This is a genomic window from Ruegeria sp. CDSC085 (genome assembly GCF_059610465.1).
In genome coordinates this window covers 412403-436003 of sequence record NZ_JBXWNR010000001.1, presented here as the reverse complement: position 1 = coordinate 436003, position 23601 = coordinate 412403, and the positions used below count along the sequence as shown (strand labels likewise).

Sequence of the window (23601 nt, the reverse complement as noted above, 5' to 3'; positions counted from 1 at the left end):
ATGATGGGTGAGTTGATCATTCTGGGCGCGTTGGGGGTTCTGCTGGCGGGGGCCGCAGCCAAGGCCGCCGAAGCGGAAAAGGTTCGGGTTCGGGCCGATGCGAAAAAGAAACGAGGGCGTTGATGGACGGCTCAAGATACGATGACGGCAGCACGGACGCGCTGAGCGGAGAACAGAAGATCCGCAATTTCAACATTAACTTCGGCCCGCAACACCCTGCGGCGCACGGGGTTCTGCGCCTTGTGCTGGAACTGGACGGTGAGATCGTCGAACGCTGCGATCCGCATATCGGCCTGCTGCACCGTGGCACCGAAAAGCTGATGGAAAGCCGGACCTATCTTCAGAACCTGCCGTATTTCGACCGGTTGGATTATGTGGCGCCGATGAACCAGGAACATGCCTGGTGCCTGGCCATCGAAAAGCTGACCGGGGTCGAGGTGCCGCGCCGGGGCTCGCTGATCCGGGTTCTGTATTCCGAAATCGGACGCATCCTGAACCACCTGCTGAACGTGACCACGCAGGCTATGGACGTGGGCGCATTGACCCCGCCGCTCTGGGGTTTTGAAGAGCGTGAAAAGCTGATGGTGTTCTATGAGCGTGCCTGTGGCGCCCGCCTGCACGCGGCCTATTTCCGCCCCGGTGGTGTTCATCAGGATCTGCCGCCGGAACTGCTGGACGATATCGAGGCATGGAGCCACGAATTCCCCACCGTTCTGGACGACATTGACGGTCTGCTGACCGAAAACCGCATCTTCAAACAGCGCAACGCCGATATTGGCGTCGTGACCGAAGATGACATCCAGAAATACGGCTTCTCGGGCGTGATGGTGCGCGGATCCGGTCTGGCATGGGATTTGCGCCGCGCGCAGCCCTATGAATGCTATGACGAGTTCGAGTTCCAGATTCCCGTCGGCAAGAACGGCGACTGCTATGATCGCTATTTGGTGCGCATGGAAGAGATGCGCCAATCGCTGCTGATCATCCAGCAGGCCATCGTCAAAATCCGCGACTGCCCCGGTGACGTTCTGGCCCGAGGCAAGATCACCCCGCCGAAACGGTCGGACATGAAGACCTCGATGGAAAGCCTGATCCATCACTTCAAGCTGTACACCGAAGGCTTCCACGTCCCCGCAGGTGAAGTTTACGCCGCTGTCGAAGCCCCCAAGGGCGAGTTCGGCGTCTATCTGGTCGCCGACGGCACCAACAAACCCTACCGCGCCAAGCTGCGCGCACCGGGTTTCCTGCACCTGCAAGCCATGGATTACGTCGCCAAGGGCCACCAGCTGGCCGACGTCGCCGCCATCATCGGCACCATGGATGTCGTATTTGGAGAGATTGACCGCTAATGCTCCGCCGTCTTCATCCCGAACAACCCGAAAGCTTTGCCTTCACCGCTGCCAACCAGCAATGGGCCGAAGCGCAGATCACCAAATACCCCGAAGGTCGTCAGGCCAGCGCGGTCATCCCGCTGCTGTGGCGCGCGCAGGAGCAGGAGGGCTGGCTGTCTCGTCCGGCGATCGAATCCGTCGCCGACATGCTGGGCATGGCCTATATCCGTGTGCTTGAGGTCGCGTCCTTCTATTTTATGTTCCAGCTGCAACCGGTTGGCTCAGTCGCGCATATTCAGGTCTGCGGCACGACCTCCTGCATGATTTGTGGGGCCGAAGATCTGATCGCGGTCTGCAAGGAAAAGATCGCGTCGAAACCGCATGAACTGTCTGCCGATGGCAAGCTGAGCTGGGAAGAGGTGGAATGCCTCGGCTCGTGCACCAACGCACCGATGGCGCAGATCGGCAAGGATTACTACGAAGACATGACCGCCGAGAGCTTTGGCAGGATCATCGACGATCTGGTGGCGGGCAAGGTGCCGACACCCGGTCCTCAGAATGGGCGTTACGCGGCCGAGCCGTTGAAAGGGCTTTCCAGCCTGTCCGAATATGAAGCCGGCAAGCCGAAATACAACGCAAGCGTTGAACTGGCGACAGGGCTGGGGGACACGGTCAAGCGTATCGACGGGACCGAAGTTCCGATTCTGACACCGTGGCTTGGTAAGGATGGCAAGCAGGTGGGTGCGACGGCTGCTGCGAAACCTCCGAAGGCGCCCGAGGCTCCGAAACCGGCTGTGAAACAAGCGGCAGAGGCGAAAGCCAAACCTGTTGCGAAGGACGTCGAAGCCAAACCCGCGGACGTCAAAGAGGATCAACCAGAGACCCTGACCGCTGCACGCGACGGCAAGGCAGATGACCTGAAGCTGTTGAAAGGCGTCGGTCCCAAGCTGGAGCAGACACTGAACGAGCTGGGTTTCTATCACTACGACCAGATCGCTGCCTGGACGCCGGAACAGGTGGCCTGGGTCGATGCGCGTTTGAAATTCAAGGGCCGGATCGAGCGCGATGATTGGATTGAACAGGCGGCCAAGCTTGCAGCGGGTGAAGAGACCGAATTTGCCAAACGTGCCAAATCTGAGGGCACGTACAAAGACTAGACGGATGCCCGTCCGGGGTATCAGGGGAAAATGGACAAGGACAAGGAAAAGGCCATAGCCCGCAAGGGCCGACATATCGGGATGGTCATCGCTGTGACCATGCTGATCTGGCTTGCAATGAACCTGTTCATTGGCCCCGAGCTGGGTTTGACGACCCGGCACGCTCTGCTGTTTGATCTCGCTGCTCTGGCGGGGTTCATCTATGCGGGGATCAACATTTTTCAACTCTGGCGCATGCGTCAGGACAGCTGAAGGTAACACGCGATGCTGAAGGATCAGGACCGGATCTTTACCAACATCTACGGGATGCATGAGCGCACGCTGAAAGGTGCGCAGGCCCGCGGGCATTGGGACGGCACTGCTGGCCTGATTGATAAGGGGCGCGACTGGATCATCCAGACGATGAAAGACTCGGGCCTGCGTGGTCGCGGCGGCGCGGGCTTTCCAACCGGTCTGAAATGGTCATTCATGCCAAAGGAAAGTGACGGGCGCCCGTCCTATCTGGTGGTCAACGCGGACGAATCCGAACCCGGAACCTGCAAAGACCGAGAGATCATGCGCCACGATCCGCATACGCTGATCGAAGGTTGCCTGATCGCGTCTTTCGCGATGAACGCCCACACCTGTTACATCTACCTGCGTGGCGAATATATCCGCGAGCGTGAGGCGCTGCAGGCGGCGATTGATGAGGCTTATGATGCCGGCTTGCTGGGCAAGAACGCCGCCGGTTCAGGTTGGGATTTTGATATCTTCCTGCATCACGGCGCTGGTGCCTATATCTGCGGCGAGGAAACCGCCCTTATTGAAAGCCTTGAGGGCAAGAAGGGCATGCCGCGGATGAAGCCTCCGTTTCCAGCAGGCGCTGGCCTGTATGGTTGCCCGACAACTGTGAACAATGTGGAATCGATTGCGGTCGTGCCGACCATCCTGCGCCGGGGGGCCGACTGGTTCGCTGGCTTCGGTCGCCAAAACAACGCGGGCACCAAGCTGTTTGCGATCTCAGGCCATGTGAACAACCCCTGCGTCGTGGAAGAGGCAATGTCGATTTCCTTCGAGGAGCTGATCGAGACCCATTGCGGCGGCATTCGCGGCGGCTGGGACAATCTGCTGGCCGTGATCCCCGGTGGATCCTCGGTTCCGTGTGTGCGCGGTGAGAACATGCGCGACGCGATCATGGATTTCGATTATCTGCGCAACGATCTGGGCTCAGGGCTTGGAACGGCAGCGGTGATCGTGATGGACAAGTCCACCGACATCATCAAGGCGATCTGGCGCCTGTCGAAATTCTATAAGCATGAAAGCTGTGGTCAGTGCACCCCATGTCGCGAAGGCACCGGTTGGATGATGCGGGTCATGGACCGTCTGGTGCGCGGCGAAGCTGAACTGGAAGAGATCGACATGCTGTTTGACGTGACAAAGCAGGTCGAGGGTCACACGATCTGCGCGCTCGGCGATGCGGCAGCCTGGCCGATCCAGGGCCTGATCCGCAATTTCCGGGAAGAAATCGAAGGCCGCATCAAGGCACAGAAATCGGGCCGTATGGGTGCGATGGCGGCGGAGTGAACGGGATGGACATGTTTGCAGAATACAGCCACGCGATTTCATCGGTTGTGCTTTTCACACTGGTGGTTCTGTTCCTGGCCCCGTTTTCAGCGCTGGCCAAGCAGGGCAAGGGCCTCGCGCCGGGGGCGACTCCAGAGCAGGATTATTCTGACCAGGCCTATCGTCTGAACCGGGCCTATCTGAACGGAACGGAAACGCTTCCGGCGTTTGTGGCCGTTGTGACCGCGGCGGTTTTACTGGGCGCCAGCCCGTTCTGGGTCAATCTTCTGGCGTCTGTCGCTTTGGTCGCGCGTTTGGTGATGCTGGTGGTGCACTTCAAAGGCATAGGTAAGCCAAACAGTGGCCTGCGGTCCGTGCTGTATGTATTGGGCTGGGCCTGCATGTTTGTGATTGGGCTTATGGCATTGGTGGCGGCGTTCTGATGGCGACCCGGCAGATGAGAACACTAAGAGGGATAGTATGACGGCCCGAAAAACCCTTGTAGTCCTGCTGGTACTGGCAAGCGTGTCCGCCTGCGGCATCATCAAGCCGTCGGAAGATCGTCTTCTGTTCGACGGAAAGTCGTTCAAGGCCAAGGCAAAGCCGGTCGACAAGAAAGCATCGCCCACGGACTTTACTGTTGTGGTGAAGGGCGCGTCCGCGTCCTTGGACGGCGCGCGTGAAGCCGGGCGCCATGAAGGAACCAAGTTCTGTGTGCAGAATTTTGGATCTTCCCGGATCGATTGGAAAGTGGGGCCGGATACCGAGCCGCAAAACCTGCGCATCAGTGATGATCAATTGACGTTTGCAGGAAAATGCCAACGGCCATGACACGCGTTTTTGCATATCACGACGTGGATTGCAGGCCGTTATTGCCTAGCAAGACCGGACCCTTTCGTTTTGGAGCATCCAAAACGAAAGGAAGAACAATGTCTTTTGCAGAAACACTCGCCTTGGCCGCCGTGATCACGTTTCCGGCTGTTGCAGAAGCAAAGCCGCCCTTGAGGGATGTCAAAGAGATCGACGACGAACTCTATTACATCGCCATCGCAAATGAGATCTCCGAATTCTGTCCGTCGATCAGCGGGCGGCGAATGAAAGCGATCAGTGTTATGTGGGGGCTGCGGTCCAAAGCGAACAAACTGGGGTACTCGGACAGTGAAATCCGCTCATATGTCGACTCGGATTCAGAGAAAGACCGGATGCGCGCCAAGGGCGAGGCGTATCTGGCTTCGAATGGCGTGACCTATGACAACCCCAACACGTTCTGCACTCTGGGGCAGAAAGAAATCCAAAGAAACAGCGCTATTGGCGTTTATTTGAGGGCGAATTGAGAGCCATGTCTGACCTCCGCAAGATCAATATCGACGGACAGGAAATCGAAGTCGATGGCGCGATGACCCTGATCCAGGCTTGTGAACAAGCCGGGGTCGAAGTGCCGCGCTTCTGTTACCACGAGCGCTTGTCGATTGCCGGCAATTGCCGGATGTGCCTAGTCGAGGTTGTGGGTGGCCCGCCGAAACCTGCGGCCTCCTGCGCAATGCAGGTGCGTGACCTGCGTCCCGGGCCTGAGGGCCAGCCCCCGGTGGTCAAGACGAACTCACCCATGGTCAAAAAGGCCCGCGAAGGCGTGATGGAGTTCCTGCTGATCAACCATCCGCTGGATTGCCCGATCTGCGATCAGGGTGGTGAATGCGACCTTCAGGATCAGGCGATGGCGTATGGCGTGTCCGGATCCCGTTTCAAGGAAGCAAAGCGGGCGGTCGATGATCTGGATCTAGGGCCGCTTGTGGGCACCGCAATGACCCGCTGCATCAGCTGCACCCGCTGCGTGCGCTTCACCACCGAAGTTGCCGGGATAACTCAGATGGGTCAGACCGGGCGCGGCGAGGATGCCGAGATCACCTCGTATCTGAACCAGACGCTGGATTCGAATTTGCAGGGCAACATCATCGATCTGTGCCCGGTTGGGGCGCTGACTTCCAAGCCCTATGCCTTTACCGCGCGTCCGTGGGAACTGACCAAGACCGAAAGCATTGATGTGATGGATGCGCTTGGTTCGAACATCCGCGTGGATACGAAGGGGCGCGAAGTGATGCGGTTCCTGCCGCGTAACCATGATGGGGTGAACGAGGAATGGATCAGCGATAAAACTCGTTTTGTCTGGGATGGGTTGCGCCGCCAGCGTCTGGATAGACCTTATGTGCGTGAAAACGGCAAACTGCGCCGGTCAACCTGGCCCGAGGCACTGACCAAAGCTGCGGAGGCTCTGAAAGGGGCTGAGAAACCGGCTGGGATCGTGGGCGATCTGGCTCCCGTCGAGGCGGTATTTTCGCTAAAACAGCTGATCGAAGGGCAGGGCGGTGTTGTTGAGTGCCGTACCGATGGCGCCAAGCTGCCTGCGGGGAATCGTGGTGCTTATGCCGGGACCGCAGCGATCGAAGATATCGACATCGCCGAGCGCATCCTGCTGATCGGGACCAACCCGCGCGACGAAGCACCGGTTCTCAACGCCCGCATTCGCAAGGCCTGGGCACATGGTGCCGAGGTTGCTCTGGTCGGTCCGGCGGCAGATTTGACCTACGACTATCATCATATGGGTGATGACCGTGCCGCGCTGCAAAAGGTCGTCGACATGGGCGGTGATGACGTGATCAAGGACAAGGCATCTTTGATCATCGTCGGGCAGGGCGCCTTGCAAGAGGCTGACGGCGCTGCTGTTCTGGCTGCCGCGCAAACCATTGCTACCAATACTGAAAGTGGTTTGATCGTTCTGCACACTGCTGCGTCGCGCGTGGGGGGGATGGATGTGGATGCCACCAACGAGGGTGGCATGGACGCCGTCAGCGCCGCTGATGTGATCTACAACCTTGGTGCAGACGAAGTCGAAATTGGCGAAGGTGCCTTTGTTATCTATCAGGGCAGTCATGGAGATCGGGGCGCACACCGCGCCGATGTGATCCTGCCGGGCGCAGCCTATACCGAGGAAAACGGTCTGTTCGTGAATACCGAGGGTCGCCCGCAGCTGGCAATGCGCGCGGGGTTCGCGCCGGGTGACGCCAAGGAGAACTGGGCCATCCTGCGTGCCCTGTCTGCCGAATTGGGTGCAACACTGCCCTTCGATTCGCTGGCGCAACTGCGCACTGCGCTGATCGAGGCGGTTCCGCATCTCGCCCGGATTGATGAAGTGGCGCAGAATGAGGTTCAGGCACTGGACGCCGGACCTCTGGGTAAGGCAAGTTTCCGCAATACGGTCAGGGATTTCTATCTGACCAACCCAATCGCGCGTGCTTCGCAGTTGATGGCCGAACTTTCGGCGCAGGCACAGGCCCGTAAGTCAGAGAAGATTGCGGCTGAATGAACCACTCCTGTTTCATATCGCAACCAGATGTGGCAGCCGGGTGGCAGATGGCCGCGCCCGAATTGCGTGTGAATTTGAAGATTAAGGGTGGCGCAAAGACGGCAGATGCTGTTTACACCAACGCGCCGACCCAGCCGCAAAATGCGCAGGCATCTGGCCTTTGCATCACACGCGGAAAACGGAATACCCACGGTGTGAGGACCAATGGCTGAATTCTTTAACACCCCAGGCGGAATAGCCATCATCATTCTGGCGCAAGTGCTTGCCGTTGTGGCCTTTGTGATGATTTCACTGTTGTTCCTTGTTTACGGAGACCGCAAGATCTGGGCCGCTGTCCAGATGCGCCGCGGCCCCAACGTGGTTGGCGTCTACGGCTTGCTGCAATCGGTGGCGGATGCCCTGAAATATGTGGTGAAAGAGGTCGTCATCCCCGCGGGCGCCGACCGGACGGTCTTTATCCTCGCGCCGCTGACATCCTTCGTTCTGGCAATGATCGCCTGGGCGGTTATCCCGTTCAACGATGGCTGGGTTCTGTCGGATATCAACGTCGCGATCCTCTATGTATTCGCGGTGTCCTCTCTTGAGGTTTATGGCGTGATCATGGGCGGTTGGGCGTCGAACTCAAAGTACCCGTTCCTGGGCTCGCTGCGCTCGGCCGCGCAGATGATCTCCTACGAGGTTTCGATCGGCCTGATCATCATCGGCGTGATCATCTCGACCGGGTCGATGAATTTCGGTGACATCGTGCGCGCTCAGGATGGGTCGTTCGGGTTCTTCAGCTGGTATTGGCTGCCGCATTTCCCGATGGTGTTCCTGTTCTTCATCTCGGCCCTGGCCGAAACCAACCGACCCCCGTTTGACCTGCCCGAGGCGGAATCGGAACTGGTCGCCGGTTACCAGGTCGAATACTCGGCCACGCCCTTCCTGCTGTTCATGGCAGGCGAATACATCGCCATCTTCCTGATGTGCGCGCTGACCTCGCTGCTGTTCTTCGGCGGCTGGCTGTCGCCGATCCCGGGCTTGCCTGATGGCGTGCTGTGGATGGTTGCCAAGATGGCGTTCTTTTTCTTCATCTTCGCAATGGTCAAGGCGATCACGCCCCGCTATCGCTATGACCAGCTGATGCGGCTGGGCTGGAAGGTCTTCCTGCCGTTCTCGCTGGCTTGGGTGGTTTTCGTGGCCTTTGCGGCGAAATTCGACTGGTTCTGGGGCGCGTTTGCGCGTTGGAGCGTAGGAGGCTGATATGACCCAAATCGACTATACCCGCGCTGCCAAGTATTTCCTTCTGCAGGACTTCTGGGTCGGCATGAAACTGGGACTAAAGTATTTCTTCGCCCCCAAGGCCACCATCAACTACCCGCACGAAAAGGGCCCGCTTAGCCCACGTTTTCGCGGTGAGCATGCCCTGCGCCGTTATCCGAATGGCGAAGAACGCTGCATCGCGTGTAAACTCTGCGAGGCGGTCTGCCCTGCGCAAGCAATCACTATCGACGCTGAACCGCGCGAAGACGGCAGCCGCCGCACCACGCGTTATGACATCGACATGACCAAGTGCATCTATTGCGGTTTTTGCCAAGAGGCCTGCCCGGTCGATGCCATCGTCGAAGGCCCGAATTTCGAATTCGCCACCGAAACCCGTGAAGAGCTGTTCTACGACAAGGAAAAACTGCTCGACAACGGCGAACGCTGGGAAGCCGAAATCGCCCGCAATCTGGAAATGGACGCGCCGTACAGATGACTGACAGCCCGACAAACCCGTTCGAGCTGATGATGAAGCAGGCTCAGGACATGGCCAAGGCGATGAACCCGGCGATGGAAAACTTCTCGCCCAAGGGTTTCGAGGCGCTGTGGCCGACCATGCCCAAAGAGGTCATGGAGATGATGTTCGGCAACACCGTCAACACTGACGGGCTGGACGCCAAAACGCGCCTGCTGCTGACTCTGGCCGGGCTGACCTGTCAGGGCGCTCAGGCGGACTCGGCGGTACGTCAAACCGTGCGCCACGCGCTTGAGGCAGGTGCCAAGAAACAAGAGATCGTGGAAACGATCGGTCAGATGTCGGTCTTTGCCGGCATCCCGGCCATGACTCGCGCGCTGGATCTGGCGCAAGAGGTCATGGGTGACAACGAGGATGAGGATCAATGACCGTCTTTGCCTTCTATCTGTTTGCCATCAGCGCCATCACCGGCGGGCTGTTCACGGTGATCAGCCGCCAGCCGGTGCACTCGGTGCTGTGGCTGATCCTGTCCTTCCTGTCTTCGGCAGGGTTGTTCGTGCTGCTGGGGGCCGAGTTCGTGGCGATGCTGCTGATCATCGTCTATGTCGGCGCGGTCGCGGTTCTGTTCCTCTTCGTGGTGATGATGCTGGACGTGGACTTTGCCGAGCTGAAGGCCGAGATGGCGCGCTATATGCCGCTGGCCTTGCTGATTGGTCTGGTTATCCTGATGCAGTTCGTCATGGCCTTTGGGGCATGGGACAGCGCGCAGGGCGCGGCGGCCAATCTGGCCCAGCCGGTGCCAGTGGATCGCCACAATACCGAGGCGCTTGGCGTCATCCTTTATGATCAATACTTCCTTCTGTTCCAGCTTGCGGGCCTGATCCTTCTGGTGGCCATGATCGGCGCGATTGTTTTGACACTGCGCCACCGCAAGGACATCAAGCGTCAAGACATCATCGGCCAGATGATGCGCGACCCGGCCAAGGCGATGGAGCTGAAAGACGTGAAACCGGGGCAGGGACTTTGAGACCATGATCGGACTTGAACACTATCTTACGGTCGCGGCGACGCTGTTCGTCATCGGCATCTTCGGTCTCTTCCTGAACCGCAAGAACGTCATCATCCTGCTGATGAGCATCGAGCTGATGCTGCTGGCGGTGAATATCAACCTCGTGGCGTTTTCCAGCTTCCTCGGTGATCTGGTCGGGCAGGTATTCACCCTGTTCGTGCTGACCGTTGCGGCGGCCGAGGCAGCGATTGGTCTGGCCATTCTGGTCTGCTTCTTCCGCAACCGCGGCACCATCGCGGTTGAAGACGTCAATATGATGAAGGGCTAAGAGAACTATGGAAACCACCATCCTCTTTGCCCCGCTGGTGGGCGCGCTGCTCTGCGGGTTCGGCTGGAAGTTCATTGGCGAGAAAGCTGCCATGTGGACGGCAACGGGCCTGCTGTTTCTGGCCTGTCTGCTGTCGTGGATCGTGTTCTTCACCTTCGACGGCCACACCCAGCAGATCGAGATCATGCGCTGGATCGAAAGCGGCTCGCTTTCGACAAGCTGGGCCATCCGTCTGGACCGCCTGACTGCGATCATGTTGATCGTGGTGACGACCGTCTCGGCGCTCGTGCACCTGTATTCCTTTGGCTACATGGATCACGACCCGCAGTGGCGCGAAGGCGAAAGCTATAAGCCGCGCTTTTTTGCTTATCTGTCCTTCTTTACCTTTGCGATGCTGATGCTGGTGACAGCGGACAACCTTGTTCAGATGTTCTTTGGCTGGGAAGGCGTGGGCGTCGCGTCCTACTTGTTGATCGGCTTCTATTACCGCAAACCGTCGGCCAATGCGGCGGCGATGAAAGCGTTCATCGTGAACCGAGTGGGTGACTTTGGCTTCGCTCTGGGCATTTTTGCGCTGTTCTTCTTGACCGACAGCATCAATTTCTCGGATATCTTTGCGTCAGCCCCCGCGCTGGCAGAGGAAAAACTGCACTTCCTGTGGGGCGAATGGACCGCCATCGAAGTCATCTGCGTTCTGCTGTTCATCGGTGCGATGGGTAAATCTGCACAACTGATCCTGCACACATGGTTGCCAGACGCGATGGAAGGCCCGACGCCCGTGTCGGCCCTGATCCACGCCGCGACCATGGTGACGGCGGGTGTGTTCCTTGTCTGCCGCATGTCGCCGCTGATGGAATTCGCCCCCGGTGCGACCGGGTTCATCACCTTCCTCGGGGCCTCGACCGCGTTCTTTGCGGCAACGGTGGGACTGGTCCAGACCGACATCAAACGTGTCATCGCCTATTCGACCTGTTCCCAGCTGGGTTACATGTTCGTGGCGGCCGGCGTCGGGATGTATTCGGCGGCGATGTTCCACCTGTTCACGCACGCGTTCTTCAAAGCGCTGCTGTTCCTTGGCGCGGGTTCCGTGATCCACGCGATGCATCATGAGCAGGAGATGACGGAGTACGGCGGTCTGCGTAAGAAGATCCCCTATACCTTCTGGGCGATGATGATCGGTACGTTGGCCATCACGGGTGTCGGCATTCCGCTTACCACGATCGGTTTTGCCGGGTTCCTGTCGAAGGACGCGATTATCGAAAGCGCGTATGCTGGCGGCACTGGCTATGCCTTCTGGATGCTGGTGATCGCGGCGATGTTCACCTCGTTCTACAGCTGGCGTCTGATCTTCCTGACCTTCTACGGCAAACCGCGTGGGGACAAGCACACCCACGACCACGCACATGAAAGCCCGATGACCATGCTGGTGCCTTTGGGCGTGTTGTCACTGGGTGCGGTGTTTGCCGGGATGATCTGGTACGGCAATTTCTTCGGCCATGCGGACAAGGTCGGCAAATTCTACGGTATTCCGGTGGCAGAAGCGTCAGAACATGCTGAGGCCGATGATCATGCTGCGGCGGATGCTTCACACGATGAAGACAGCCATGCCGATGAAAGCCACGCAGACGACGGCCATACCGACAATGCAGAACATGGCGAGAAAGACGCGCATGGCGGTGACCACCACTATGTATTCGCGGGCAAACCGGGTGAGGGTGCGCTTTATATGGCGCCGGACAACCATGTTCTGGACGAAGCGCACGCAGCTCCGAAATGGGTCAAGGTATCACCGTTTGTCGCCATGTTGCTGGGCTTTGTCGTGGCCTACTGGTTCTACATCGTGAACACATCGCTGCCGGCGCGTCTGGCTGCAAATCAACGTCCGCTTTACCTGTTCCTGCTGAACAAGTGGTATTTCGACGAAATCTATGACGCTGTCTTCGTCAAACCCACTTTGGCGCTTGGCCGCTTCCTGTGGAAACGCGGTGACGGCAACACAATCGATGGCTTCCTGAACGGAGTAGCTATGGGCGTTGTTCCCTTCTTCACCCGCCTCGCCGGCAAGGCGCAGACCGGGTACATCTTTACCTATGCCTTCTGGATGGTGTTGGGCATAGCGGCCCTTGTGACCTGGATGACGATCGGTGGAGGGGCCCAGTAATGGACTATATCCTTTCGATCGTCACGTTTATCCCCGCCATTGCAGCAGGCATTCTGGCCTTGTTCCTGCAGGGTGACGATGCGGCCGCACAGCGGAACGCCAAGTGGATTGCTTTGCTGGCGACCACGGTGACCTTCCTGGTTTCCATCGGCATCTATACCGGCTTTGACTCGTCGAATCCCGGCTTCCAGATGGTGGAAGAGGGTGAGTGGCTGATGGGCCTCAAATACAAGATGGGTGTTGATGGCATCAGTGTCCTGTTCGTTCTGCTGACGACCTTCATCATGCCGCTGACCATTCTGGCCAGCTGGAATGTCACGGATCGCGTCAAGGAATATATGGTTGCCTTCCTGCTGCTGGAGACCCTGATGCTGGGCGTCTTCATGGCGCTTGATCTGGTGCTGTTCTATCTGTTCTTCGAAGCGGGCCTGATCCCGATGTTCCTGATCATCGGTATCTGGGGTGGCAAGGACCGGATCTACGCCAGCTTCAAGTTCTTCCTTTACACCTTCCTTGGCTCGGTTCTGATGCTGGTGGCCATGGTCGCGATGTATGCCGATGCGGGCACTACGGACATTGCCGCGCTGATGACGCACCAGTTCTCGTCCGAGGGCTTCAGTGTGCTGGGTATCTATGTTGTCGGCGGCATGCAGACCCTGATGTTCCTGGCATTCTTTGCCTCGTTCGCGGTGAAAATGCCGATGTGGCCGGTGCACACCTGGCTACCGGATGCCCACGTTCAGGCGCCCACGGCGGGATCGGTCGTACTGGCCGCGATCCTTTTGAAAATGGGCGGCTATGGTTTCCTGCGGTTCAGCCTGCCGATGTTCCCGGTGGGTTCGGCAGTGATGACCGATCTGGTGCTGTGGATGTCAGCGATTGCCGTGGTCTATACCTCGCTTGTGGCGCTGGTGCAGGAGGATATGAAAAAGCTGATCGCGTATTCCTCGGTCGCGCATATGGGCTTTGTGACCATGGGTATTTTCGCGGCGAACCAGCAGGGCATCGATGGCGCGATCTTTCAGATGCTCAGTCACGGGTTCATTTCGGCCGCGCTCTTCCTGTGTGTCGGCGTGATCTATGACCGGATGCACACCCGCGACATCGAGGCTTATGGCGGTCTGGTCATCCGGATGCCCGCATACGCGCTGGTCTTCATGCTGTTCACCATGGCCAATGTGGGACTGCCGGGTACATCCGGGTTCATCGGCGAGTTCCTGACCCTGATGGGCGCATTCCAGGTCAACACCTGGGTAGCGGCAGTGGCCGCGACCGGTGTGATCTTCTCGGCTGGGTATGCACTGTGGCTGTACCGTCGCGTGGTCTTTGGCGATCTGATCAAGGAAAGCCTGAAGGCGATGACTGACATGAGCGCCCGAGAGCGGCTGATCTTCGCCCCGCTGATCGTGATGACCATCCTGCTGGGTGTCTACCCGTCGCTGGTGACCGATGTGATCGGGCACTCCACAGCGGCGCTGATTTCGAACTATGACACGGCTCTGGCCGCGGCCGAGGCTGCGACCCAGACAGCCGCTTCGCATTAAGGGAGCTTTGGAGAAATGATCCAGGCTGATCTGACAATTATCCTGCCGGAAATCGTTCTGGCGCTTTATGCGATGGCGGCGCTGCTGGGGGCTGTCTACACGACAAAGGACGGGTTGGCGCCTCTGCTTGTCTGGACCACGGCAGGTCTTATGGCCCTTCTGGCAATCTGGATTGCAACTCAGGGTGAGGGTACAAACGTCGCCTTCAACGGCATGTTCGTCGATGACGGCTTTGCCCGTTTTGCCAAGGTGGCCATCCTGCTGTCGGCGGGAGCCGTTCTGGTCATGAGCCAGGAATACATGGCACGCCGTGATCTGCTGCGATTTGAATACCCGTTGCTGGTGGCACTGGCCGCCGTGGGTATGATGATGATGGTCAGCGCAGGCGATCTGATGTCCTTGTATATGGGCCTCGAGCTGCAATCGCTGTCTCTCTATGTCGTGGCGGCACTGCGTCGTGACAGTGCGAAATCGACCGAGGCAGGTCTGAAGTATTTCGTGCTGGGGGCGCTGAGCTCGGGTCTGCTGCTCTATGGTGCGTCGCTGGTCTATGGCTTCACCGGTACTACGTTGTTCTCGGGCATCATCCAGACAGTTCACCATGGCGATGTTTCGCTTGGTCTGCTGTTTGGCCTGATCTTCCTGATCTCGGGTCTGGCCTTCAAGGTCTCGGCCGTTCCGTTTCATATGTGGACACCGGACGTTTATGAAGGTTCGCCTACGCCGATCACGGCCTTCTTTGCCACGGCGCCCAAGGTTGCGGCGATGGCGTTGTTCGCGCGCCTGTTGCATGACGCGTTCGGCGGCATTGTCAAAGACTGGCAGCAAGTGATTGTCCTGCTATCTGTCCTGTCGATGTTGCTGGGTGCCGTGGCAGCTATTGGACAGCGCGATATCAAGCGTCTGATGGCGTTTTCGTCCATCGCCCATATGGGCTATGCGCTGATTGGTCTGGCCGCCGGTACCGAGCTGGGTATCAAGGCGATGCTGATGTATCTTGCCATCTACGTGACCATGAATATCGGCACCTTCGCCTTCATTCTGATGATGGAACGTGACGGCAAACCCATCACCGATATCGACGCGCTGCGCCAGTATTCAAAGCGTGATCCGGGCAAGGCACTGGCTGTTCTGATCCTGATGTTCAGCCTCGCAGGTGTGCCTCCGATGCTTGGTTTCTTCGCGAAGTTCGGTGTCTGGCAGGCCGGTGTCAGTGCTGGTTTAACCGGGCTTGTGATCGTCTCAGCCATCGCTTCGGTTATCGGTGCCTTCTATTACCTGCGGATCGTGTTCTACATGTATTTCGGGGCCGAGAACGAAGAGCCGATCGAAACCCGGTCGACCCCTGTTCTGTGGGTGGCATTGATGGGGTCTGCAGCCCTGATGCTGATCGGTATCTTCTATCAGTTCGGCGTCGAGGGCGCGGCAGCAGCCGCGGCGGCCACGCTTGTCAACTGAACGTTTTGCACAACCGGAAAGAGGGGCTCGGTCGCGCGACCGAGCCTTTTTGATATGACCAAGTGGCCCCAAGGTTATGGCCTGCACGAAGTGCAGGAAGTCGACAGTACGCTGAATGAAGCGGCGCGGATTGCTCCGAATGCCCGTGGCCCCGTCTGGATCATGGCGCATCATCAGACGGCAGCGCGTGGGCGGCGCGGACGAAGCTGGGCCAACCCGATGGGCAATCTGGCAGCGACCTTGCTGATGCGCCCTCAAGGCGCGCCGGATCAGGCGGCCTTGCGCAGTTTCGTGGCTGCGCTAGCCCTGTTTGACGCTTGCGTGGCTGTTACAGGGCGGGCAGCAGGTCTGTCTCTGAAATGGCCCAATGATGTCCTGCTCAATGGTGGCAAGCTCGCCGGTATTCTGCTGGAGAGCACGGGGCAGGGGCGTGGTGTAGCGCATTTGTCCATCGGCATCGGCGTGAATCTGGCAACTGCCCCCGACCCCGACGCTGTGGAACCCGGCGCGCTCCGCCCCGTTTCACTGTTGTCGGAAACCGGTGCGCATGTCTCGCCCGAGGACTTTTTGACTGAACTGGCCGCGGCCTACGCCAACTACGAAACCCAATTCGTTACCTACGGGTTCGAGCCGATCCGCACTGCCTGGCTGTCCCGGGCGGCCCGTTTGGGCGAGGTTATCACCGCTCGTACCGGAACGTCAGAAACGGTTGGGACCTTCGAAACGGTGGACGCAAGCGGTAACCTTGTCTTAAACACCGCCAAGGGCCGCGTGAGCATTCCTGCGGCGGATGTCTTTTTCTGAGAGGGGCGCAGATGCTTCTGGCCATCGATTGCGGCAATACCAATACCGTTTTCTCGATCTGGGACGGTGAGGAATTCCTGTGCACCCTGCGCACCTCGACCCACCATGCGCGCACTGCAGACGCGTATTTCACCTGGTACTCGACGCTGGTGAAGCATTACGGGATCGAAGCGGACATCACCGACGTGATCATCGCCTCGACCGTGCCGCGTGTGGTGTTCAACCTGCGCATCTTCGCCGATCGTTTTTTTGGCTGCCGACCATTGGTCGTGGGTAAACCCGATTGCCTGTTGCCAGTTCCGCCTCGTGTGGATGAAGGGACAGTGCCCGGTCCAGATCGACTGGCCAATGCTGTTGGCGCTTTTGATCGTCATGGCGGCAATGTAGTTGTCGTGGATTTCGGTACTGCAACGAATTTCGACGTTGTCGCTGCCGATGGTGCCTATGTGGGTGGTATAATCGCCCCAGGTGTAAACCTGAGCCTTGAGGCCTTGCACCAGGGCGCGGCAGCACTGCCGCATATCGATATCACCCGACCGGACAAGGTGATCGGAACGAATACGGTTGGTTGTATCCAGTCGGGCGTGTATTGGGGATATTCTGGTCTGATCGAGGGGCTGATCGCCCGGATTAAGGATGAGTACGGAATGCCGATGAAAGTCGTTGGAACCGGAGGGCTGGCCCCCTTGTTCGATCAGGCCGACGTGGGGTTCGACGCAATCGAAGATGATCTGACGATGCACGGGCTGACCGTGATCCATCGCTACAACAAGGATAATGGCTCCATATGAGCAGTGAAAGATTGATCTACCTGCCGCTGGGTGGCGCAGGCGAAATTGGCATGAACGCCTATGTTTATGGCTACGGTGAACCGGGGAAGGAGCGCCTGATCCTTGTGGATCTGGGGGTGACTTTTCCTGATATGGATACAACGCCGGGCGTTGACCTTATTTATGCCGATATCTCATGGCTGAAAAAGCGTGCCGACCGGTTGGACGGTGTTTTCATCACGCACGCCCATGAAGACCATGTCGGCGCCGTGGCCCATTGTTATGAAGCCTTGGGTGCACCGGTCTATGCGCGGGCCTTCACGGCCAATATTGCGCGACGCAAGATGGAAGAAAACGCGCACCCGACCGAGGCGGTGACGACCGTTCCCGCCTGGCCTGAACAGGTTTCCGTCGGGCCGTTCACGGTTGGCTTCCTTCCGGTTTCGCACTCGATTCCCGAAAGTGCCTCACTGGTCATCGATACACCCGCGGGGCGTGTTGTGCATTCGGGCGACTTCAAGCTCGATGCGGCCCCAGTCGTGGGCGAGGCTTTTGATCCTGACCTGTGGGCCGAGGTCGCCAAGCCCGGCGTCAAGGCGCTGGTCTGTGACAGTACGAATGTGTTTTCGACCCATCCGGGACGTTCAGAATCCGAAGTTGGCCCCGGGATCGTCAAGCTGGTCGAAGGCGCGGAAGGCATGGTCGTGGCAACCACCTTTGCCTCAAACGTCGCGCGGGTCAAAACGCTGGCCGAAGCGGGTGCACAGGCCGGGCGTTCAGTCGTTCTGTTGGGTCGCGCAATGCGCCGGATGATCGAAGCCGCGACCGAAACGGGTATTCTTGCGGATTTCCCAAAGGTGATCAGCGCCGAGGAAGCTCTGGATCTTCCGCGTCAGAACCTGATGCTGATCGTGACCGGCAGCCAGGGGGAACGACGGGCCGCAAGCGCCCAACTGGCCCGTGGCAAGTACCGTGGTCTGGAACTGGCCGAGGGCGATATGTTCCTGTTTTCCTCGAAGACCATTCCCGGGAACGAGCGGGGCGTGATCTTCATCATGAACCAGCTCAGCGAGAAGGGCGTGGATGTCGTCGACGACAGTTCAGGCCTCTATCATGTCTCAGGCCATGCCAACCGGCCAGATCTTGAGAAAGTGCACGCACTGACCGACCCGCAAATTGTTATCCCGATGCATGGTGAGCACCGCCATTTGCGCGAGCACGTCAAGCTGGCAGAGCAGGGCGGTAGAACCGGAGTGCTGGCAGTGAATGGCACCATGCTGGACCTCAGCGGCAATGAACCGGTGGTCGTCGACTATGTCGAAACCGGTCGTACCTATCTGGACGGTACAGTGAAAATCGGTGCCCTTGATGGTGTGGTGCGGGATCGCATCCGTATGGCTCTGAACGGCCATGTTACGGTGACGGTTGTTCTGGACGAAGAAGACGAACCGCTGGGTGAGCCATGGTGCGATACCATGGGCCTGCCCGAAACCGGAACCTCGCGCGCTGCTTTGATCGAAGTGTTGGAAGAAGACCTGAACCAGTTCCTGATGCGGGCCGCTGCCAAGACCCTGCGCGACGACGACAAGCTGGAAGACGAAATGCGCCGCATCGTGCGGCAGACAGCCAAAGCCGAGATTGGCAAAAAGCCCGAAGTGACGGTGGTGGTCAGCCGGATGCGGTGAAACCGATCCGTCAGTCGTGGGTTGGCATCGGATAGCCCCTGAGACGCAGGAACAGGTTGGCTTCTTCGTTGTTTTTGTAGAATGGAACCGACGATGGCGGCTCGGGGGACGTAACCCGGGCCGCGATTTCCGCCAGAACGACCTCGGTGATAAACGGCAGATCCAGATCCCGTGCCCGATCCAGTGGCACCCATTGCAGGTGCGACAGTTCATCCGAGGCGTGACTGAAATCATCCATATCACCTTGCAGAGCTTCGGCGTCGACCAGAAAGAACCGCGCATCGAACCGGCGGGGACGACCCGGTGGAGTTACCGCGCGAAAGACGAACTGAAGTGCCGCCGCAGTTGGCAGGTAACCCAATGCGGCAAAGCTCTGCCAATCGGCAGTAACATGCCCGGGCCAGGCACCCGGCTGGCCGAGAACAAGGCCAGTTTCTTCCCAAAGCTCGCGTATGGCGGCAGCGGCGAGGGCGTGTTGAACCTGTGGCTTAGCCTGTTCGCCCAAACGTTCAAAACACAAATCCGGCAAGTCCGTTGCCAAGGGAACATCCGCGTCAGCCGGATCAACCGCGCCACCGGGAAATACGAACTTATTCGGCATGAAGGCCGCCTTGGACCCACGCTGACCCATAAGGATCGTTGGGTTTTCCCATCTGTCCCGCAGTACGATAACAGTCGCTGCGTCCCGGATGGCGGATTTGTCAGGTGTCATGTCCAAACTAATCAACTGGTTAGGTTCACGCGGATTTTTCAAAGCCATGCATGCGACGCGCCCACTGATACGCCACCACGGCACCTTTCAGGCGCGGCAACAGGAACAGGGACAGGGCAACGCAAGCGATGGAGAAGCCAATGGCCATTGTCCACGGATCGGGCCGCCAATGAACATAGGACACGTGCAGAGCCGGCGCCAGCAAATGGCCCACCAGCAGGATTGTCAGGTAGGCAGGCCCGTCATCAGCGCGATGATGAAACAGTTCCTGCCCGCAGTTCGAGCAGGAATCATTGACCTTGAGATAGCTGTGCAGCAGCTTTCCTTCCCCACAGTTGGGGCATTTGCAGCGAAACCCTTTGATCAGGGCGGGCCATGTTTCACGCTCATCTTCGGTGGTCGTCTCGATCGTCTGATCCGTCATAATATAACTCGCGCATTAATCTTTGCCGGATAATGGGCCTGATCGTGCGGATTTAAAAGGGGGGTGCGTCGCTTTGCAACGCCTGCCCGGCACGTCGGCTCGGGGTGATTCCGGACCCTTCAAAAAAACATACCGGGTTCAGCGACGGAAATCCCGGCACAGCCCGTTTGAATGGGTATGAGCGGCGGCACTCGGGCCGCGTCAACAAAAGGAAACGGAAATGAAAAACGTTACATTCATCTCGGCCATTGTTATGTCAGCGGTTGCGATTACCGGTACTTCTGTTCTGGCCGCTGGCCCGGGTGGCCGTGAGCCGGTATCCTTTCAGGAACTGGACGCCAATGGCGATGGCCAGGTGACGCAACAGGAGATGGAGGCGCATCGCGCTGCGCGTTTCACAGAGGCAGACACCAATGGTGATGGACAGCTGAGCCAGGAAGAAATGCAGGCCGCTGCCCAAAAGAAAGCAAACGATCGGGTTGCCAGGATGTTCGAAAACAAAGACGCGAACAAAGATGGCTTCCTGAGTCAGGATGAGTTGCCGAAACCGCGCCGGGCTGACAAGATGTTTGATCGGATGGATGCGGACAACAGTGGCGGAATCTCGGAACAGGAATTTGCCGATGCCAAAGACCGGATGGGACGGCACCAAAAGAAAAAGCATCACAAGTCGAACGCAAGCGATAACTGATGCAGGATGGAGGACCTGACCTCCCACCAACAAGACGCTCGCGGTGCGGATTGCGCCGCGAGCACACTCAGCGACGATGCGTTGCTGAGGCAATTTGCCGACGGCGAGGCGGGGGCTGCGCGGATCCTGACCGATCGTTTGGGGCCACGCTGTTACTCGGTTGCATTGCGCATGTTGGGTAATCGGGCCGAGGCGGAAGACGTGACGCAGGATGCGATGATGCGATTATGGCAGATGGCGCCGGATTGGGTGTCGGGTCAGGCCAAGGTTTCGACCTGGCTGTATCGGGTGACTTTGAACCTGTGTGTGGACATAAGGCGCAAGAAGACACCCGACAGGTTGTCGGACGTTCCCGAACCTGAAGACGGCAAAGCCAGCGTGGTTGAACGTATGCAGGATGAGGCGCGCAAGGATGCCTTGCAGTCGGCTTTGGCCGAGTTGCCCGAACGGCAGCGACAAGCGGTCGTGCTGCGCCATATTGAAGAGCTGCCCAACCCCGAAATTGCCGGGATCATGGGCATTTCGGTAGAAGCAGTTGAAAGCCTGACCGCAAGAGGCAAGCGAAGCCTGACCGCGATTTTGGCCGGACGACGAGAAGAACTGGGGTATGAAAATGGCGGATGAAGACCTGCAACTGGATCATTTGTTTGCACAGGCACAGCGGCAGCGACCGGCACTTCCGGACGATCTTGCTGTGCGAATCCAGACAGATGCTGAAACTGTTCGCCTCAGTCGCCTTGCGCCTGCGCCGCGCCCGAAACCTTCGATATGGAACAGGTTGATAAGCAATGTAGGAGGATGGCAGGGCCTTGGCGGGCTTGTCGCCGCAAGTGCTGCGGGTGTCTGGATCGGGTTTTCCGCGCCAACCTTTCTGCCTGATCCGGCCAATCTGCTGACGTCGGAAGAGACACCCTTCCTGGTGGCGGACCTTGGATTTGACTCGAGTTTTCTGGAGAGCACGGAATGAATGCTGATCCCAAGCCCAAACGCAGGTGGATGCCTGTCTTCCTGGTCGTGTCACTGGCGCTGAACCTGCTGATTGCGGGTGTCGCTGTTGGAACAGTGCTGCGCCTCAAGGGTGGGGACCATGCCAAAGCGCCGCCTGGCTTTGGTCCGGCTTTGTACCGCGCCCTGCCCAAGGACGATCGAAAGGCGATGCGAGCCGAATTGTCGGGCTTGTACAAAACAGGGTCCAAGGGTCGCACTCAGGATTTTGAAGTGCTGAGTCAGGCGTTGCGCGCAAAGCCCTTTGACCCGGTCGCAGTCCAGGTTCTGTTGAAACAGCAAGCGCAGGCCACCGCCAATTTGCAACAAGCCCTGCAAGCGCAATGGCTGGCGCGCGTGACGGCCATGAGTGACGATGAACGGCAGGCCTATGCAGACCGATTGCAGGAGGTTGTCCGACGGGGGCCGCACGGGCACAAGAAAAGAGATTGAACAGATCAGGCGGCGCTTTGCCTGATACTCACCTGATTACGTCCTGCTTTCTTCGCGGCATAAAGTGCTTTGTCTGCGGACTTTATCAGGTTTTCCACGTTCTCGGCTGCACAGTCTTGCCGGGTGAAACCGGGCTGAGACAACTTCAACCCGATACTGACCGTTACTTCAACTTGTGCCCCCTGATCGGGCAACAGGAACGGGGCCTGGCAGATGCTGTCACAAACGGTTTCGGCCAGGTTCAATGCCTGTTTGAGCGACACATCCGGCACACCGATCATGAACTCTTCACCCCCGATGCGAGCGACAAATCCGCGGGATCCCAAGGTATTTTGCATACGTTCCGCCGCTTGTGTCAAAACGTAATCGCCGCTTGCATGGCCATGTACATCATTGATTGCCTTGAAGTGATCCAGATCGGCCAGCATGATCGCAAAGCTGCGCCCCGTTCTGGCGGATTGGCGCGCGATCTGATCCAGTGCTCGCATGGCGTAGCGGCGATTGTGCAACCCGGTCAACGGGTCGATCCAGGATTCCGCGATGCCTCTTTTGAGAGAGACCCGCATTTGATCCAGCCGCGCTTTGCGGGCAATCTGGTTTTCCAGCCGCAGCAGAATCTCCTGCGCGCAGAACCCGCCGAGACAGACGGCATCGGCCCCTCGGTCCAGAGCTTCCGAAGCCTGTCCGGCGTTTTCGTCTTTCAGCACCCCGATCAACACTGTATGCCGAGTAACAGCACGTGATCTCAGGTCGGCAAGGATATTCAGGTCGGACGGGTTCGACCCCAGCTCAACCACGATCGCATCAGGAACAGACCCGGACAATACACCCCGCAGGTTTGACTGAAGATGCCAGTTCAAATCAAATTGACGTTGATCATCCAGGGCCTTTTGCCAAAGCGCGCCGGTTCGGGCCGTATGGGTCAGAATATCAACCCGCGCCGCTTTGGACGGTCTGATGATCGTTGGGGCTGGTTCTGCGAAGCCAATTGGTTGCGATCCGTTGCTGGCCTGCAGGTCCTGGGTGACTGCACGCGCACGCAATAGGCTGCGAATGCGCGCCAACAGCAAGGTGTCTTTGAACGGGTGTGTCAACACATCGTCCAGCCCATCCTTCAGTGCCCGCAAACGGGCGTCCCGGTCATTTTGCGCGGCAAGCGCCACGACCGGGACGTCATCAAGGCCGGGCTCCTTCACAATCGCCCTCTTCACATCCGCAGCCGTTCCGTCCGGCAACGTCTGGGCCGTCAGAACCAGATCAGGTTGCGTACGGCGCACGAGTGCGGGCAACCCTTCAAGCTTTTCACCCTGCACTACGTGATACCAGGCCGCTGTCAGCTGTACCTTCAGCATAATGCGATTGGTTGATACCCCGTCGAGGACAAGGATGGTTCCCTGCACAGACATAGTTGTTCACCGTTGATTGCATGCGTGAACAAAGTGTTTATGAGTCTGGTTAACAAACCCTTTCCAA

At 58.5% G+C, this 23601-nt stretch carries 27 protein-coding genes; 24 read left to right on the top strand and 3 right to left on the bottom strand.

Annotated elements, in window-relative coordinates; all coding sequences use genetic code 11:
- From AC2FJB_RS02215 to AC2FJB_RS02120, 20 genes are all read left to right on the top strand, one after another.
- A complete protein-coding gene (locus AC2FJB_RS02215; RefSeq protein ID WP_256367742.1) occupies nt 1-123 on the top strand; it encodes a hypothetical protein in 123 nt (40 codons plus the stop codon).
- Nucleotides 123-1346 carry an NADH-quinone oxidoreductase subunit D gene (locus AC2FJB_RS02210; protein WP_496719205.1) on the top strand — a complete coding sequence of 408 codons (1224 nt, stop codon included), beginning with the start codon at nt 123-125 and terminating at the stop codon, nt 1344-1346. Before AC2FJB_RS02215 ends, AC2FJB_RS02210 begins: the two co-directional genes overlap by 1 nt.
- Nucleotides 1346-2485 (top strand): NADH-quinone oxidoreductase subunit E, encoded by a 1140-nt coding sequence (locus AC2FJB_RS02205; protein ID WP_299894583.1) that lies wholly within the window; start codon nt 1346-1348, stop codon nt 2483-2485. Before AC2FJB_RS02210 ends, AC2FJB_RS02205 begins: the two co-directional genes overlap by 1 nt.
- A 30-nt stretch (nt 2486-2515) precedes the next feature.
- Nucleotides 2516-2737, top strand: a complete 222-nt coding sequence (locus tag AC2FJB_RS02200) for a DUF5337 domain-containing protein (RefSeq protein WP_117868400.1) — start codon at nt 2516-2518, stop codon at nt 2735-2737.
- A gap of 12 nt (nt 2738-2749) precedes the next feature.
- The gene (gene nuoF, locus AC2FJB_RS02195) at nt 2750-4048 is read left to right on the top strand and encodes an NADH-quinone oxidoreductase subunit NuoF (protein ID WP_299894579.1); all 1299 of its coding nucleotides are present in this window, start codon (nt 2750-2752) and stop codon (nt 4046-4048) included.
- 5 nt (nt 4049-4053) lie between these two features.
- Entirely contained in the window at nt 4054-4470 is a 417-nt protein-coding gene (locus AC2FJB_RS02190) for an MAPEG family protein (protein WP_117868402.1), read from the top strand.
- A 37-nt stretch (nt 4471-4507) separates the two neighbouring features.
- Nucleotides 4508-4858: a hypothetical protein gene (locus tag AC2FJB_RS02185; protein WP_117868403.1), complete on the top strand. Its 351-nt coding sequence runs from the start codon at nt 4508-4510 to the stop codon at nt 4856-4858.
- A gap of 98 nt (nt 4859-4956) precedes the next feature.
- Entirely contained in the window at nt 4957-5361 is a 405-nt protein-coding gene (locus AC2FJB_RS02180) for a DUF5333 domain-containing protein (RefSeq protein WP_496719204.1), read from the top strand.
- Between the two features lie 5 nt (nt 5362-5366).
- Entirely contained in the window at nt 5367-7388 is a 2022-nt protein-coding gene (gene nuoG, locus AC2FJB_RS02175; protein ID WP_496719203.1) for an NADH-quinone oxidoreductase subunit NuoG, read from the top strand.
- A gap of 204 nt (nt 7389-7592) precedes the next feature.
- Nucleotides 7593-8630 carry an NADH-quinone oxidoreductase subunit NuoH gene (gene nuoH / locus AC2FJB_RS02170; RefSeq protein WP_152458581.1) on the top strand — a complete coding sequence of 346 codons (1038 nt, stop codon included), beginning with the start codon at nt 7593-7595 and terminating at the stop codon, nt 8628-8630.
- A 1-nt stretch (nt 8631) separates the two neighbouring features.
- Complete coding sequence (gene nuoI, locus AC2FJB_RS02165) at nt 8632-9126, top strand: NADH-quinone oxidoreductase subunit NuoI (RefSeq protein WP_170558477.1); 495 nt, start codon at nt 8632-8634, stop codon at nt 9124-9126.
- Entirely contained in the window at nt 9123-9533 is a 411-nt protein-coding gene (locus AC2FJB_RS02160) for a carboxymuconolactone decarboxylase family protein (protein ID WP_496719202.1), read from the top strand. Before nuoI ends, AC2FJB_RS02160 begins: the two co-directional genes overlap by 4 nt.
- A complete protein-coding gene (locus AC2FJB_RS02155; RefSeq protein ID WP_085821135.1) occupies nt 9530-10132 on the top strand; it encodes an NADH-quinone oxidoreductase subunit J in 603 nt (200 codons plus the stop codon). Before AC2FJB_RS02160 ends, AC2FJB_RS02155 begins: the two co-directional genes overlap by 4 nt.
- 4 nt (nt 10133-10136) lie before the next feature.
- The gene (nuoK, locus tag AC2FJB_RS02150; RefSeq protein ID WP_005984024.1) at nt 10137-10442 is read left to right on the top strand and encodes an NADH-quinone oxidoreductase subunit NuoK; all 306 of its coding nucleotides are present in this window, start codon (nt 10137-10139) and stop codon (nt 10440-10442) included.
- Between the two features lie 7 nt (nt 10443-10449).
- Nucleotides 10450-12603, top strand: coding sequence for an NADH-quinone oxidoreductase subunit L (nuoL, locus tag AC2FJB_RS02145; RefSeq protein WP_496719201.1), 2154 nt, complete (start codon nt 10450-10452; stop codon nt 12601-12603).
- Nucleotides 12603-14147, top strand: coding sequence for an NADH-quinone oxidoreductase subunit M (locus AC2FJB_RS02140; protein WP_117868411.1), 1545 nt, complete (start codon nt 12603-12605; stop codon nt 14145-14147). The genes nuoL and AC2FJB_RS02140 overlap by 1 nt, the downstream gene beginning before the upstream one ends.
- Nucleotides 14148-14162: 15 nt before the next feature.
- Nucleotides 14163-15605, top strand: coding sequence for an NADH-quinone oxidoreductase subunit NuoN (gene nuoN, locus AC2FJB_RS02135; protein WP_117868412.1), 1443 nt, complete (start codon nt 14163-14165; stop codon nt 15603-15605).
- 54 nt (nt 15606-15659) lie between these two features.
- Entirely contained in the window at nt 15660-16409 is a 750-nt protein-coding gene (locus tag AC2FJB_RS02130) for a biotin--[acetyl-CoA-carboxylase] ligase (RefSeq protein WP_496719200.1), read from the top strand.
- Between the two features lie 11 nt (nt 16410-16420).
- Nucleotides 16421-17200 (top strand): type III pantothenate kinase, encoded by a 780-nt coding sequence (locus AC2FJB_RS02125; protein WP_117868414.1) that lies wholly within the window; start codon nt 16421-16423, stop codon nt 17198-17200.
- Nucleotides 17197-18864 carry a ribonuclease J gene (locus tag AC2FJB_RS02120; RefSeq protein ID WP_496719199.1) on the top strand — a complete coding sequence of 556 codons (1668 nt, stop codon included), beginning with the start codon at nt 17197-17199 and terminating at the stop codon, nt 18862-18864. Before AC2FJB_RS02125 ends, AC2FJB_RS02120 begins: the two co-directional genes overlap by 4 nt.
- Nucleotides 18865-18874: 10 nt before the next feature.
- On the opposite strand, the gene AC2FJB_RS02115 is transcribed toward AC2FJB_RS02120, so the two are convergent.
- A complete protein-coding gene (locus tag AC2FJB_RS02115; protein ID WP_496719198.1) occupies nt 18875-19576 on the bottom strand; it encodes an NUDIX hydrolase in 702 nt (233 codons plus the stop codon).
- 25 nt (nt 19577-19601) lie between these two features.
- Nucleotides 19602-20000 carry a DUF983 domain-containing protein gene (locus AC2FJB_RS02110; RefSeq protein ID WP_299894547.1) on the bottom strand — a complete coding sequence of 133 codons (399 nt, stop codon included), beginning with the start codon at nt 19998-20000 and terminating at the stop codon, nt 19602-19604.
- A 220-nt stretch (nt 20001-20220) separates the two neighbouring features.
- Here AC2FJB_RS02110 and AC2FJB_RS02105 point away from each other — a divergent pair, with 220 nt between their 5' ends.
- Genes AC2FJB_RS02105 through AC2FJB_RS02090 form a run of 4 tightly spaced genes read left to right on the top strand, consistent with a single transcriptional unit; the run spans nt 20221 to nt 22128 of the window.
- Nucleotides 20221-20691 (top strand): EF-hand domain-containing protein, encoded by a 471-nt coding sequence (locus tag AC2FJB_RS02105; RefSeq protein WP_496719197.1) that lies wholly within the window; start codon nt 20221-20223, stop codon nt 20689-20691.
- Between the two features lie 6 nt (nt 20692-20697).
- The gene (locus tag AC2FJB_RS02100; protein ID WP_117868418.1) at nt 20698-21315 is read left to right on the top strand and encodes an RNA polymerase sigma factor; all 618 of its coding nucleotides are present in this window, start codon (nt 20698-20700) and stop codon (nt 21313-21315) included.
- Nucleotides 21305-21658: a hypothetical protein gene (locus AC2FJB_RS02095; RefSeq protein ID WP_496681262.1), complete on the top strand. Its 354-nt coding sequence runs from the start codon at nt 21305-21307 to the stop codon at nt 21656-21658. The genes AC2FJB_RS02100 and AC2FJB_RS02095 overlap by 11 nt, the downstream gene beginning before the upstream one ends.
- A complete protein-coding gene (locus tag AC2FJB_RS02090) occupies nt 21655-22128 on the top strand; it encodes a periplasmic heavy metal sensor (protein ID WP_117868419.1) in 474 nt (157 codons plus the stop codon). The genes AC2FJB_RS02095 and AC2FJB_RS02090 overlap by 4 nt, the downstream gene beginning before the upstream one ends.
- A 5-nt stretch (nt 22129-22133) precedes the next feature.
- On the opposite strand, the gene AC2FJB_RS02085 is transcribed toward AC2FJB_RS02090, so the two are convergent.
- Nucleotides 22134-23534: a diguanylate cyclase gene (locus tag AC2FJB_RS02085; protein ID WP_496719196.1), complete on the bottom strand. Its 1401-nt coding sequence runs from the start codon at nt 23532-23534 to the stop codon at nt 22134-22136.
- Nucleotides 23535-23601: the final 67 nt, after the last annotated feature.

Coding starts and splice junctions, on each gene's coding strand:
- AC2FJB_RS02120 (WP_496719199.1), top strand. CDS start 17,197: ATGAGCAGTGAAAGATTGATCTACCTGCCGCTGGGTGGCGCAGGCGAA.
- AC2FJB_RS02210 (WP_496719205.1), top strand. CDS start 123: ATGGACGGCTCAAGATACGATGACGGCAGCACGGACGCGCTGAGCGGA.
- AC2FJB_RS02105 (WP_496719197.1), top strand. CDS start 20,221: ATGAAAAACGTTACATTCATCTCGGCCATTGTTATGTCAGCGGTTGCG.
- AC2FJB_RS02215 (WP_256367742.1), top strand. CDS start 1: ATGATGGGTGAGTTGATCATTCTGGGCGCGTTGGGGGTTCTGCTGGCG.
- AC2FJB_RS02110 (WP_299894547.1), bottom strand. CDS start 20,000: ATGACGGATCAGACGATCGAGACGACCACCGAAGATGAGCGTGAAACA.
- nuoG (WP_496719203.1), top strand. CDS start 5,367: ATGTCTGACCTCCGCAAGATCAATATCGACGGACAGGAAATCGAAGTC.
- nuoN (WP_117868412.1), top strand. CDS start 14,163: ATGATCCAGGCTGATCTGACAATTATCCTGCCGGAAATCGTTCTGGCG.
- AC2FJB_RS02100 (WP_117868418.1), top strand. CDS start 20,698: ATGGAGGACCTGACCTCCCACCAACAAGACGCTCGCGGTGCGGATTGC.
- AC2FJB_RS02125 (WP_117868414.1), top strand. CDS start 16,421: ATGCTTCTGGCCATCGATTGCGGCAATACCAATACCGTTTTCTCGATC.
- AC2FJB_RS02200 (WP_117868400.1), top strand. CDS start 2,516: ATGGACAAGGACAAGGAAAAGGCCATAGCCCGCAAGGGCCGACATATC.
- AC2FJB_RS02115 (WP_496719198.1), bottom strand. CDS start 19,576: ATGACACCTGACAAATCCGCCATCCGGGACGCAGCGACTGTTATCGTA.
- AC2FJB_RS02185 (WP_117868403.1), top strand. CDS start 4,508: ATGACGGCCCGAAAAACCCTTGTAGTCCTGCTGGTACTGGCAAGCGTG.
- AC2FJB_RS02205 (WP_299894583.1), top strand. CDS start 1,346: ATGCTCCGCCGTCTTCATCCCGAACAACCCGAAAGCTTTGCCTTCACC.
- nuoH (WP_152458581.1), top strand. CDS start 7,593: ATGGCTGAATTCTTTAACACCCCAGGCGGAATAGCCATCATCATTCTG.
- AC2FJB_RS02190 (WP_117868402.1), top strand. CDS start 4,054: ATGGACATGTTTGCAGAATACAGCCACGCGATTTCATCGGTTGTGCTT.
- AC2FJB_RS02180 (WP_496719204.1), top strand. CDS start 4,957: ATGTCTTTTGCAGAAACACTCGCCTTGGCCGCCGTGATCACGTTTCCG.
- nuoI (WP_170558477.1), top strand. CDS start 8,632: ATGACCCAAATCGACTATACCCGCGCTGCCAAGTATTTCCTTCTGCAG.
- AC2FJB_RS02140 (WP_117868411.1), top strand. CDS start 12,603: ATGGACTATATCCTTTCGATCGTCACGTTTATCCCCGCCATTGCAGCA.
- nuoF (WP_299894579.1), top strand. CDS start 2,750: ATGCTGAAGGATCAGGACCGGATCTTTACCAACATCTACGGGATGCAT.
- nuoL (WP_496719201.1), top strand. CDS start 10,450: ATGGAAACCACCATCCTCTTTGCCCCGCTGGTGGGCGCGCTGCTCTGC.
- AC2FJB_RS02130 (WP_496719200.1), top strand. CDS start 15,660: ATGACCAAGTGGCCCCAAGGTTATGGCCTGCACGAAGTGCAGGAAGTC.
- AC2FJB_RS02155 (WP_085821135.1), top strand. CDS start 9,530: ATGACCGTCTTTGCCTTCTATCTGTTTGCCATCAGCGCCATCACCGGC.
- AC2FJB_RS02160 (WP_496719202.1), top strand. CDS start 9,123: ATGACTGACAGCCCGACAAACCCGTTCGAGCTGATGATGAAGCAGGCT.
- AC2FJB_RS02085 (WP_496719196.1), bottom strand. CDS start 23,534: ATGTCTGTGCAGGGAACCATCCTTGTCCTCGACGGGGTATCAACCAAT.
- AC2FJB_RS02095 (WP_496681262.1), top strand. CDS start 21,305: ATGGCGGATGAAGACCTGCAACTGGATCATTTGTTTGCACAGGCACAG.
- nuoK (WP_005984024.1), top strand. CDS start 10,137: ATGATCGGACTTGAACACTATCTTACGGTCGCGGCGACGCTGTTCGTC.
- AC2FJB_RS02090 (WP_117868419.1), top strand. CDS start 21,655: ATGAATGCTGATCCCAAGCCCAAACGCAGGTGGATGCCTGTCTTCCTG.